Genomic DNA, 10,166 nt, shown 5'->3' with positions numbered 1-10,166 from the left:
CTTCGAAGCCGACCACGACGCCGAGCACGCGGGATTCACGAAGACACCCGCCGACTCCCGCCGAATCGTCGACGACGCACTCGATATGGGGATCTCGGAGGTCTGTTCGGTCTCCGGGCTGCATCCGGCGTTCGCACTCGACGACGAGCACCACGAGATACTGACCGGCTACGACGAGCCCGCCCGCGAGGCCAACTACAAACCGCCCGCAGTCTACGAGACTGATCCCGGCACCTACGTCGAACAGATCGACGCGATGTCGATCGACGGGATTCACGTCCACTCGATTACACCCGAAGAGGCCTACCACGCCCGCCGCGGCACCGACTGGGAGTATGAGACAGTCTATCGCCGGCTCCACGAGGCCGGCCTCGATTCCGCACCTGGCACGGCCGCTGAAATCCTCGTCGAGGAAGTACGCGACGTAGTCTGTCCGGGCAAAATCAGCAGCAGCGAGTGGCTCGAAGCGATGGAGGGNGCGNNGGCCGCNGGCCTCNNNANGACGGCGACGATCATGTACGGCCACGTCGAGAACGANNNCCACCGCGCGNTNCACCTNAAGCGNGTNCGNGACCTNCAGGACCGNACNGGNNNCATCNNCGAGTTCGTNCCCCTCTCGTTCGTCCACNAGANNACGCCNCTNTACNANCNCGGCGTCGTCGACGGCGGCGCNNNCGACGCCGANGACGAGCTGATGATCGCCGTCTCGCGGCTCTTTTTCGACAACATCGACAACATCCAGAGCTCGTGGGTCAAATACGGCGACGCAAAGGGGCTCAAACTCCTGAACTGCGGCGCGAACGACTTCATGGGGACGATCCTCTCCGAGGAGATCACCAAACGCGCGGGCGGCAGCTACGGCGAGTTCCGCAGCGTCGCCGACTACGTCGAGATGATCTCTGCCATTGGTCGCCGGCCCGTCGAGCGCTCGACTGACTACCGGACGAAACGCCCGATCAGCGTTGCGGGCGACAACGACCACACCTACGGCCCGACGCTTGGGCCGCGAGCCGACGGGACGCCGATGCTCGATACGGAACCGACTGACACGCTGGCCGCCGACGACTGACGGCCATGATGAATCCAACCCACATCGGCGTCGGGCTCGTTGTCGCCGCGCCGACCCTCATTCTCGCTCCCGAATTTGTTGTCCCAGCAGCGATCGGCGGCATGGCCGGCGGTGTCCTCCCGGATCTGGACCTGTTCGTCGGTCGCCACCGCCGGACGCTTCACTTCCCGGAGGCCTACTGGCTGGCGGCGATCCCGTTGCTCGCACTCGCCGCGATCCGGCCGACGGCCCTGACCGTCGCTGTCGCCGTCGCGGTCGTCTCGATGGCCGTCCACTCGGGGATGGACTGGTTCGGGGCCGGCGACGAGCTGGAGCCGTGGGAGCGAACCAGCAGCGAGGCCGTCTATCTGCATCTCCGAGGCCGCTGGCTGCAGCCGAAATACTGGGTGCGGTACGATGGGGCTGCGGAAGATCTGGCGATTACGGTTGTCTGCTCGCTCGCCGGCTTGCTGTTTCCGGCTCCGATCCCGACGATCGCGGCGATCAACGTCGCCGTCGCCGTGCTCTACGCGCTCGTGCGTAAACGGGTACCAGCGGTCGTTGACGGCCAGTTGTAGTCGCTTCGTGGGTGCGTCACTCTCGGCGTGCGACTGCTTGATAGCGACGGCCGGCGTCGTTGTCGGCGGTGAGTGCCGACCGAATCCGTGCGGAGAGCCACGCGTCGTTGTCAACAGGATCTGGTGCGGGCGCGACATCGTCACGGCGAACCTCTCCCGGCAAGTACCGGTCGTACACTGGCAGTCGCTCGTACAGCGGCAGGCCCGCGTCGTCGGCGATCCCGGTGAGTTCCTCAAGTGCGGGCCACGCGTACTCGGGGTTGATGTAGTCGTCAGTGACCGGCGAGACGCCGCCGAGGTCGTCAACGCCGCAGTCGATTAGGTCGCCGGTCGGCGAGAGGTTCGGCGGCACCTGCACCGAGATTTCCTCGGGCAACGCGGCGCGGGCCATCGCCACTGCTCGCCGCATCGTTGCGACCGACGGCTGGTCGAAATCCGACCGCTCGTTGGGCACGACGTTCTGGATGATGACTTCCTGCACGTGGCCGTACCGCTCATGTANCTCTCGNATCGCCAGCAGGCTCTCGGCGCGGTCGCGNCNCGTCTCGCCGATGCCGACGAGCAGGCCCGTGGTGAACGGCACCCCTTCGCGGCCGGCCGCGCGGATCGTGTTGAGCCGTTGGCCGGGCGTCTTCCGGCGACCGCCGCTGTGGGCGTCGACATCGGCAGTCGTCTCCAGCATCACGCCCATCGAGCTGTTGACCTCGCGGAGTCGTCGGAACTCCGATTGGGTGATGTCGCCGGGATTCGAGTGCGGGAGCAGGCCCTCATCGAGCGCGATCTCGCAGGCTGCATAGAGGTAGTCGATAATCGATTCGTAGCCCCAGTCGTCGAGTTGGGCGTGAATCTCGGTGTAGCGATCGTCGGGTTTGTCGCCGAAGGTGAACAAGGCCTCCGTGCAGCCGGCGGCGACGCCGGTTTCGACCACATCGCGGANCNCNNNCGGNGACANCAGNNTCGCCTCNCCGGGNACGTCGTAGTAGNTGCAGTAGNTNCAGGTGTANCGGCAGGCGGTCGTCAGCGGGANGAANACGTTCCGCGNGAANGTGAGTTCGGCCGGGGCCGCGACATCGCTCGGATCGATGGCGAGTACCGACTCGACATCTGCCTCGTCGATGTCGATTGCGATCTCATAGGCCTCGGCCGCCGGGAACATACCGGACAGCGGCTCCCGAGGCGCAAAAACCGCTCGGCTGCCCGGTCGCTCGCCGCTACCGCCGCCGAACACCGACTCGACCGCCACTCGTATCGAGTTCGAAGCCGGCGTCGTCGAGCCACACGCGGGCCGCGCCGTCGCCGTGGATCAACACCTCGGCGAAGTCGCTCGGCTCGTCGATATCGGTTGCGAGTTGGCGGGAGTCGACTGTTTGCACCGTCGCGCCGCAATCGACGGCAGCCGCGCGGTGGTCGAGATACGACGCGCCGTGGTAATCGACCCGAAACGCCGGGTCCCGAACCACGAGCGCGTTCGTCCCGCCGCCGAGTCCCGGCGCGATAGCGATGTCGGCATCGTCGCCCGCGTCGTCGCTTGCGGCGGTGAGTCGCCCGATGGTGTCGGGCGTCGCCAGCGGAAGGTCGGCCATGACGATCAACGTCGGTGATTCGGCGGCCGCAAGCTGGTCGTTGACTGCGGCCGTCAATGGTTGGTCGTCAACAACGACCGGGGTTTCCGCCGGCAGCGTGGTCTCGTCGAGTGGAGCCGTCGCAAGTACTGTCGGCTTGTGGCCAGCGTCGCGGAGCGTCGAGAGGACGGACCGCAGCATCACCCGCGCGAACGCGGCACGCTCGTCGGTGGTAAGCACGCTGTCGAGGCGGGATTTCGGCTCGGTGGCCGCGAAGGGAACGATGCTACGCATAGCTGGGAGAAACGGCGGGGATCAAAGAAGTGACAGGACGACTCAGAACAGCGATTCGAGTTCGTCGCTGTCGTCGTTGACGAGTTCGTCGAGGTTGTCGTCGCTTTCCTGATTGATCTCGTCGATGTTGTCCTGTGCCTCGATGGCGACCTGCTGGAGCTCCTTGATNCGGGGAACGTTNGTNACNCCGGACAGCAGGANGACGCNGGNGACGNNNNCNGNNCCNNNGANNGGGTAGTCGCCGCCGCGGACCTCCATNNNNCCGGTNTNCTCNTCGAGCCACTTNCGACCGCGCTCGATNCCCTTNCGGTTNAGNTACTTCGNCGGCCCNGNNANNACGANNANNGCNCGCTCNGCGCCGTCGATCTCACAGGGNAGCGTNAGCCGGCCGAGTGCGGCCTTCCGCACGAGGCTCGTGATCCGGTTGGTCGTGTTCGCGCTATCGAGGTCGTCCTCGTCGTCGCTGCCGGTGAACCGCGAGAGCAGTCCGCCGGTGGAGGTCTCCTCGACTTCTTCCTCGGCGAAGCCGATCGTGGAGACGCCGCCGCCGGAGAGCGTGTTGATGATCTCCGAGGAGTCGACGACGCTNTCNNCNACCTCNNCGCCNNGTNNGANNTCGCCNGCNCCGAAGAGGATGCCGAACCGCNNGACGATCTCNNNGTTGATCTCNNCGTAGCCNCCNTNNANNGATTCGCCGGTCTNCCGCCANGCGTCGTTGTCGAAGACNAGGAGGTTGTCNACCTCNCGGACGAACGTCTGGAACGAGCGGGCCGCGTTGAGCGTGTAGATACCACCCTCGTCNNNGCNCGGNAGNANNCCGAGNCCGTANACCGGNTCNGTGTANATNCGCTTGAGNTGNTTCGNGANCACNGGNGCNCCNCCGGAGCCGGTGCCNCCGCCGAGNCCNGCGANNANGAGGAAGGCGTCNACNTCGTGGACNGGGATGGAGTCGATGGCGCCCTGCACCTCNTCGATNTCCTCCTCGGCGATNTCNGCNCCGAGTTCGTTGTCNGCGCCGACNCCGTGGCCTTTGACCCGTGACTGACCGATCAGGATTCGCTGATCCTCGGGGATGTTTTCAAGTCCCATCAGATCTGCCTTCGCGGAGTTCACCGCGACGGCTGCCCGGACGATATTGGAGCCCGTCTCCTTGTCGTACTGGAGGAACCTGTCAACGATTTTCCCGCCGGCCTGTCCGAAGCCGATCATCGCGAGTTTCATTTGGTGCTTTCCCTCTCCATTGGCTGAATAGAAGTGGGAAAGCAGGGATAAAGCTTGTGGCTGTCCCGATTTTACTCGATGTGTCTCTTTCGTGTGAATATCTCCCGTGAGAAGGTCTCACACTACCGATTCACGCCACTAACCCGTTTGGAACCGTCGATTCCGAAATTACCCGCATCCCGTAGGTTTGGCTTACCGGACAAAAAGTGAGCCAACGACGGCGGCTGCTCACGCTTTATATATCGGCTGATACATCAGCTCAGCTGTCACGTCAGTCCGCGGTTACAGGCCCAGATAGTCGCCGAGCGTCGTCAGGTCGCTTTCGTCGAGGCCGAAGGCCCCGATGTCGTTGTCGTCGGTCGTGTTGTCGAACTGCAGCGAGCGGTACTGGTCGGCTCCCATCGGGAAGCCGGGGATCTTCCCGCCGACCGAGAGCCCGATCCCCGCAAGCCCCATCGGCACCGACACGATTGAGATCGATTTGCCCTCCGACTCGTAGACCATGTTCGTGATCTCCCGGAGCGTGAGGTTCTCGGGGCCGCCGAGTTCGTAGGTTTCGCCGACGTGGGTGTCGTCGGTGAGCGTTTCGGCCAACATGCCGACGAGGTCGTCGACGTGGATCGGTTGGAACCGGGTTTTGCCGCCGCCCGGCAGCGGGTACACCGGGACGCCCGGCGCGAACATCCCCTTGAGTTTCTTCGTGAAGGAGACGAATTCGCCGCCCTCGCCGAAGACGACCGAGGGCCGGATGATCGTCCAGTCGAGATCGGAGTCGGTGACGTGGCCTTCGGCTTGGCCCTTCGCGCGGATGTAGGCCGTCGCGCCGTTGGGGTCGGCACCGAGCGCGCTCATCTGGAGGAAGCGGTCGACACCGCCTTCCTCGGCGGCGCGGACGAGGTTTTCCGTCCCGTGGCGATGGACTTCGTCGTGCATTTTGTCGCCGCCTTTCGGCTTGAACAGCGGCGAGAGCGCGACGAGGTTGACGACGGCGTCGTGGCCCGCAACGGTCGACTCGATGGAGTCGTAGGCGGTGATATCGCCGCTGGCGGTCGCCACGTCGTCAGGGAGGGCGTCGCTGTCGGGGTTCCGTGCCAGTACCGTCACGTCGTGGTCGGCTGCGGTGAGTTCGGCCACGAGGTTCGTCCCGATGAATCCGTTTCCGCCGGCTACGAGAACCTGCATACCGATCCATGTCGCCGAATCGACCTAAAAGTAGCGCGTCTATCATGAGTCGTGTTCAAACGAGAAAGAGACGTGTAGAAAGCCCTCGACGCTCTCGGCTCCCGGGCCTCGCTGCGCTCCTCGCTCACTGCGTTCGCTGCGGTGCTTGCGTCGGCCGGGTTCGCCGAGACCGTCTCGCCCTTTCAGTCCACCAGGAAGCCGGTTGGTCAGTTGACTCACCTGCTTGTCCTGCTCGTAGCTGAACACCGCCGCATCAATGCTGTCTGCAGCGAGGAACGAACCGTTGATAGGCCATCGCACGGAGTGGCCTGTATGCTCGTGACTCTGGAGGGCCTCGACGGCAGCGGCAAAACGACCGTCTGGGAGTCCCTGCGGGAGACGTATCCCGACGCCGTGTTCACCCGAGAGCCGACCGAGTCGTGGTACGGCGACGCCGTCTACCGCTCCATCGACGCCGACGACGCCGACCCGCTGGCGGAGCTGTTTCTCTACACGGCTGACCACGCCGACCACCTCTCGCGTGTCGTCCGGCCCGCCCTCGCCGATGGTGACCTCGTCGTCTCGGATCGCTACAGCGACTCCCGATACGCCTATCAGGGCGCGACGCTGGCCGACAGCGACATCGACGACCCGCTCGCGTACATCCAGTCGGTCCACGAGCCCTTTACTCGGCAGCCTGATCTGACGATCTATCTCGATATCAACCCCGAAACCGCTGCCGAGCGGAGCGGGAAGACCAACAAATTCGAGCAGTCGGACTATCTGCAGCGGGTTCGAGAGAACTACGAGCGACTCATCGACGCCGACCCCGAGCGGTTCGCCCGGATCGACGCGACGCAGTCGCCGGCGGCGGTTTTCGAGGCCGTCGAAGCCCGCATCGACGACGCGCTCTGAGGCCGGTTGCTGTTGTGGCCCTGTTTCTGTCCCGGCGGCTGCCCACTGTTGCTGCGGCTGCTTACTGCCGTTGCGGGAGTTCCACGTCCTCCGGTTGCGTAACGTAGAGCAGATCGATCGTCATCCCGAGGGCGACCGGCAGACCGATCAGCACGGCGAAGGCGACGATCGGCGAGCCGAGGTTCGGGCCGATACCGAGCCCGCCGGTAAAGATCAGCGTCGACGCGAAGAGGATGATCGGCGTCAGCCCCAGCGAGTAGCCGATCCAGCCGGCCTGCGTGTCCAGTCGTAGCCGGAAGAACCGCGTCAGCACCGCGGCGACGACGGTGTGGGCCGCGAGGAGGACGAAAAACAATCCGAGATTGATGATCCCGAGCATGGGGGTCCGTAGGAGGCGACGACTCTTTGCGGTGTCGCTTGCGCCGTCTCGACTGTCGCTGTTGGCTTCGACCGGGGTCAGCGACTTGGCGGATCAGTCATCCAACGAAATGTAGGTTTTCGTCTCTTCGACGCCATCGAGAGCCTGAATCTCGCGGGCGGTCGTATGCAACACCTCGTAGACCTCGTCGACGGTGACTTCGACGATGATATCGAACTCGCCGGCGACGATGTGGGCTTCGGTCACCGACGCCAACGCGCGGATGTCGTCGATGAGGGCTTCCGAGACGCCGACCGCGGTTTTGACCATGACGAACGCGTGGACCATGTGTTCGTTTCACACACCGCGGACAAAAGCGTTCCCACGGCCGCGGCAGGGATACAGTTATGCGCGGTGAGCGTGTTAGCAGATCACATGCGATTCGTCATTATCGGTGCTGGCCGCGTCGGGCTTCGAACCGCCCGTGTCCTCCGCGACGAAGGCCACGAGGTAACGCTGATCGAGCGCGATGCCGCGAAAGCCGACACCGCTCGCGCCCAGGAGTTCGAGGTGATCGTCGGCGACGGCTCCCGTGAGTCGGTGCTGCAGGATGCCGGAATCGAGACCGCCGACGCACTGGGCGCGCTGACCGGCGACCTCAACGTCAACTTCTCGGCGTGTCTGATCGCCAGCCATCACGGCTGCCGGACGGTCATGCGCATCGACGAGGACTACCGCGAGGAGATCTACCAGAAGTACGCCGACGAAGTCGACGAGATCGTCTACCCCGAACGCCTCGGTGCGATCGGCGCGAAAAACGCGCTGCTCGGCGGGTCGATCACCGCCATCGCCGATGTGGCCCAAAGCCTCCAGATAGTTCTCATCACCGTTTCCGAACAGTCACCGATGAAAGGCTACACGCTGAGCGAGGTGACACTGCCCTCCAACGCACGCATCCTCGCTTTCGGGAAGGCCGACGAACCGCTCGGCATCCCGCTGCCCGACGACTCGCTTGAGGCCGGCGACCGCGTGGCCGTGCTGGCGGAGTTCTCGGAGCTCTCGGGCGTCCGCCAGCTCTTGGTCGGCGAGGAGCCCTCGGCCGCCGCGGTCGCGGGAGGCGAGTGACGATGGCTGTCACTGCCTACATCCTCGTGAAGGCCAACACCAGCGAAGCCGACCGCGTCAAACGTGAGATGGAAGCCCTCGATGACGTGACGCAGGCCAACATCGTCGCCGGCGACGTGGATTTCATCACGAAAGTATCGGTCGAGTCCCCCAGCGACGTGAAAGATATCGTCGCCGGCGGCATCCAGACGATCGCCGGCGTCGAAACCACCCAGACCTACGTCGCAATGGACTGAGTGGCGGTTAGTTGCTGCCGGCAGTCTGCCGGGCTTGGTCGATGATACTGGCGACCGGTTCGGTGTACTCGTAACCCGGGATGATTCCTTGGACGTAGGTGCCCTCTACGAAGTCGATCAGCGCGCCCGCGTCGTCGACGCCGCGGTCGGCGTTGCTGTCGGCGAACGCCGCTTCGACGACGACATCGTCGCCCTCGCGTCTGACCGTCGGTGACAACTCCCGAGTTGTGCGGAAAATCTTCCCCACGTCGGTCACGCGGAGTTCGAATGTTTCGTACCAGCCGTCCTCGACGATATCCGCCATCTCGTCTTCGGTGACTGACCCCAGCAGCGGGACCGTCACCGTGATCGAAAACCGAACCTCGCTGTCGCCGGTCGGTTCGGCGTCGACGACGCCGTCGAAGGCCGTGGTTACTGACTCGAAACTGCCGTCGTCACGCGCTTCAAACGACGTGTGACGCTCGAAGGCCCGCCGAAATCGCTCGGGAAGATCGCTCATACGCCGGTTGTGGGGCCCCGATGAGAAAACAGTCTCGCACGACGACGGCAGGAACAACCGATCCCGAAATTATTAAGTAACTACCGTGACAGTGTTCAGGTGACGCTTCGCTTTGGAGGGCCGAAGCGTCAGCGGGGACCAATTTGAGGCCGCCCGCCTACGCGAGACTTTTCTTTTCGCGTGGGCAGGCAGCCTTTTCCGAGAACTAAACTGGTGAGCGGCTGGTGTTGCGTGGAAGTGTTTTCGTGACTTACGAGTGGGTTCTACGCAATTCGAAAACTGAATGACAGCGACGGGATTCGAACCACGGTCGCAGCAAAGCTGCTCCCTACTTCGAATCCTTCCAGACCGATACGCGGTCCTCACTATCGTTCGGACACGCGATGCGAGGGAAGGGATTCGAACCCTCGGACCCCTACGGGAGCGGGTCTTAAGCCCGCCGCTTTTGGCCAGGCTCAGCCACCCTCGCGCGTCTACCCGTTCTCCGATCGTACAAAAGTCGGTTTCGGTTGGTTACCAGTCGACGCTCAGCGAGCCGTCGCCGTGGGGGTCGGGCGCGATCTCGATATCCTTCTCGCGGTCGATGATATGAATAATACCGCGGTCCTTCTTTGCGGGACAGAGCTCCGCGGCGCGGACGTTCTCATCGAGTTCCGATTCGTCGATGAAGTACGCTCGCGGCTGGGCGACACCTGTCTCCAGATCGAGTTCCCAGTTGCGGGAGGCCTCTGCGCATTTGCCCGCGCCGAAGCACTTGTTCGCCTCGAAGATGATCTTGTATGGCTTTTCGTCGACTGGCGGGGCGTCCTCGTCGGTGCCGAACTCGCTCGGCTTCCGTCGCTCCTCGCGCTCCTCACTCATGGCTGCTCGTTGGTGCCGGGTGACCTTTCGTGTGTCGATCGGCGCGCGGCCGCCGTCCAGCCGCTGGCTGCCCAGCTACTCCTCGGCCAACAGCTCCTCGTACTGCGCGCCGGTCTGTTTCAGCGTTGCCGTCGAGTAGAGCCGTTCGTGATCGACCGGCAGGTAGTCGGCGGCGAGGTCGTCGATCTTCGCATCGACCGCGTCGGCTTCCCGGCCGTGAACCATCGTAAAGAGGTTGTACGGCCAGTCCTGGTCGGGTCGCCGCGGGCGGTGATAACAGAGCGTCACGTACGGGAGNNNGCCGACNG

General features: G+C 64.1%; 13 protein-coding genes, 1 tRNA gene and 1 pseudogene (2 of these 15 only partly in view). 5 read left to right on the top strand and 10 right to left on the bottom strand.

Annotated elements, in window-relative coordinates; translation table 11 throughout:
* Together cofH and EGH24_RS08125 are read left to right on the top strand one after the other, a co-directional pair.
* On the top strand, positions 1 to 1,069 hold the 3' portion of the coding sequence (gene cofH, locus EGH24_RS08130) for a 7,8-didemethyl-8-hydroxy-5-deazariboflavin synthase subunit CofH (protein ID WP_142979659.1). The gene continues 329 nt to the left of window position 1, outside the view; the window shows 1,069 of its 1,398 coding nt (coding positions 330–1,398); its start codon lies beyond the left edge, outside the window; it ends in the stop codon at positions 1,067 to 1,069.
* A gap of 5 nt (positions 1,070 to 1,074) precedes the next feature.
* Positions 1,075 to 1,626 carry a metal-dependent hydrolase gene (locus EGH24_RS08125; protein ID WP_142979658.1) on the top strand — a complete coding sequence of 184 codons (552 nt, stop codon included), beginning with the start codon at positions 1,075 to 1,077 and terminating at the stop codon, positions 1,624 to 1,626.
* A gap of 16 nt (positions 1,627 to 1,642) precedes the next feature.
* Here the strand turns inward: EGH24_RS08125 and cofG are convergent, their stop codons facing one another.
* The 4 genes and pseudogenes from cofG to EGH24_RS08105 all read right to left on the bottom strand — a co-directional run bounded on the left by cofG (position 1,643) and on the right by EGH24_RS08105 (position 5,885).
* On the bottom strand, positions 1,643 to 2,782 hold the full coding sequence (gene cofG, locus EGH24_RS08120) for a 7,8-didemethyl-8-hydroxy-5-deazariboflavin synthase subunit CofG (RefSeq protein ID WP_142979657.1): 1,140 nt from the start codon (positions 2,780 to 2,782) through the stop codon (positions 1,643 to 1,645).
* 55 nt (positions 2,783 to 2,837) lie between these two features.
* The gene (gene cofC / locus EGH24_RS08115; RefSeq protein ID WP_142979656.1) at positions 2,838 to 3,482 is read right to left on the bottom strand and encodes a 2-phospho-L-lactate guanylyltransferase; all 645 of its coding nucleotides are present in this window, start codon (positions 3,480 to 3,482) and stop codon (positions 2,838 to 2,840) included.
* Positions 3,483 to 3,524: 42 nt separating this feature from the next.
* Positions 3,525 to 4,703: pseudogene (locus EGH24_RS08110) on the bottom strand (tubulin/FtsZ family protein).
* Between the two features lie 282 nt (positions 4,704 to 4,985).
* Positions 4,986 to 5,885: a complex I NDUFA9 subunit family protein gene (locus EGH24_RS08105; RefSeq protein WP_142979655.1), complete on the bottom strand. Its 900-nt coding sequence runs from the start codon at positions 5,883 to 5,885 to the stop codon at positions 4,986 to 4,988.
* Between the two features lie 312 nt (positions 5,886 to 6,197).
* Between EGH24_RS08105 and tmk the strand changes: the two genes are divergently transcribed.
* Positions 6,198 to 6,779, top strand: a complete 582-nt coding sequence (gene tmk / locus EGH24_RS08100) for a dTMP kinase (RefSeq protein ID WP_142979654.1) — start codon at positions 6,198 to 6,200, stop codon at positions 6,777 to 6,779.
* Positions 6,780 to 6,840: 61 nt separating this feature from the next.
* On the opposite strand, the gene EGH24_RS08095 is transcribed toward tmk, so the two are convergent.
* Together EGH24_RS08095 and EGH24_RS08090 are read right to left on the bottom strand one after the other, a co-directional pair.
* A complete protein-coding gene (locus EGH24_RS08095; RefSeq protein ID WP_142979653.1) occupies positions 6,841 to 7,158 on the bottom strand; it encodes a hypothetical protein in 318 nt (105 codons plus the stop codon).
* Positions 7,159 to 7,251: 93 nt separating this feature from the next.
* Positions 7,252 to 7,485, bottom strand: a complete 234-nt coding sequence (locus EGH24_RS08090) for an Lrp/AsnC family transcriptional regulator (RefSeq protein ID WP_142979652.1) — start codon at positions 7,483 to 7,485, stop codon at positions 7,252 to 7,254.
* Positions 7,486 to 7,572: 87 nt separating this feature from the next.
* Between EGH24_RS08090 and EGH24_RS08085 the strand changes: the two genes are divergently transcribed.
* Positions 7,573 to 8,262 carry a potassium channel family protein gene (locus tag EGH24_RS08085; RefSeq protein WP_142979651.1) on the top strand — a complete coding sequence of 230 codons (690 nt, stop codon included), beginning with the start codon at positions 7,573 to 7,575 and terminating at the stop codon, positions 8,260 to 8,262.
* Positions 8,263 to 8,264: 2 nt separating this feature from the next.
* Positions 8,265 to 8,498, top strand: coding sequence for an Lrp/AsnC family transcriptional regulator (locus EGH24_RS08080; protein WP_142979650.1), 234 nt, complete (start codon positions 8,265 to 8,267; stop codon positions 8,496 to 8,498).
* A gap of 7 nt (positions 8,499 to 8,505) precedes the next feature.
* On the opposite strand, the gene EGH24_RS08075 is transcribed toward EGH24_RS08080, so the two are convergent.
* The 4 genes from EGH24_RS08075 to ahbB form a co-directional block, all read right to left on the bottom strand.
* Positions 8,506 to 8,997: a DUF5813 family protein gene (locus tag EGH24_RS08075; RefSeq protein WP_142979649.1), complete on the bottom strand. Its 492-nt coding sequence runs from the start codon at positions 8,995 to 8,997 to the stop codon at positions 8,506 to 8,508.
* A gap of 384 nt (positions 8,998 to 9,381) precedes the next feature.
* Positions 9,382 to 9,466: transfer RNA gene (locus EGH24_RS08070), tRNA-Leu, on the bottom strand.
* Positions 9,467 to 9,510: 44 nt separating this feature from the next.
* Positions 9,511 to 9,858: a ferredoxin gene (locus EGH24_RS08065; RefSeq protein WP_142979648.1), complete on the bottom strand. Its 348-nt coding sequence runs from the start codon at positions 9,856 to 9,858 to the stop codon at positions 9,511 to 9,513.
* A gap of 75 nt (positions 9,859 to 9,933) precedes the next feature.
* A protein-coding gene (gene ahbB / locus EGH24_RS08060) for a siroheme decarboxylase subunit beta (RefSeq protein WP_142979647.1) crosses the window boundary here: on the bottom strand, positions 9,934 to 10,166 show its 3' portion. It continues 823 nt past the right edge of the window; only the last 233 of its 1,056 coding nucleotides appear in the window; the start codon falls outside the window, past its right edge — the gene reads right to left on this strand; the stop codon is at positions 9,934 to 9,936.

This window comes from Halonotius terrestris, assembly GCF_006861665.1.
GTDB classification, from domain to species: Archaea; Halobacteriota; Halobacteria; order Halobacteriales; family Haloferacaceae; genus Halonotius; species Halonotius terrestris.
Note: the sequence above shows the minus strand (reverse complement) of the source record. Positions and strands in the feature narration are given on the sequence as shown.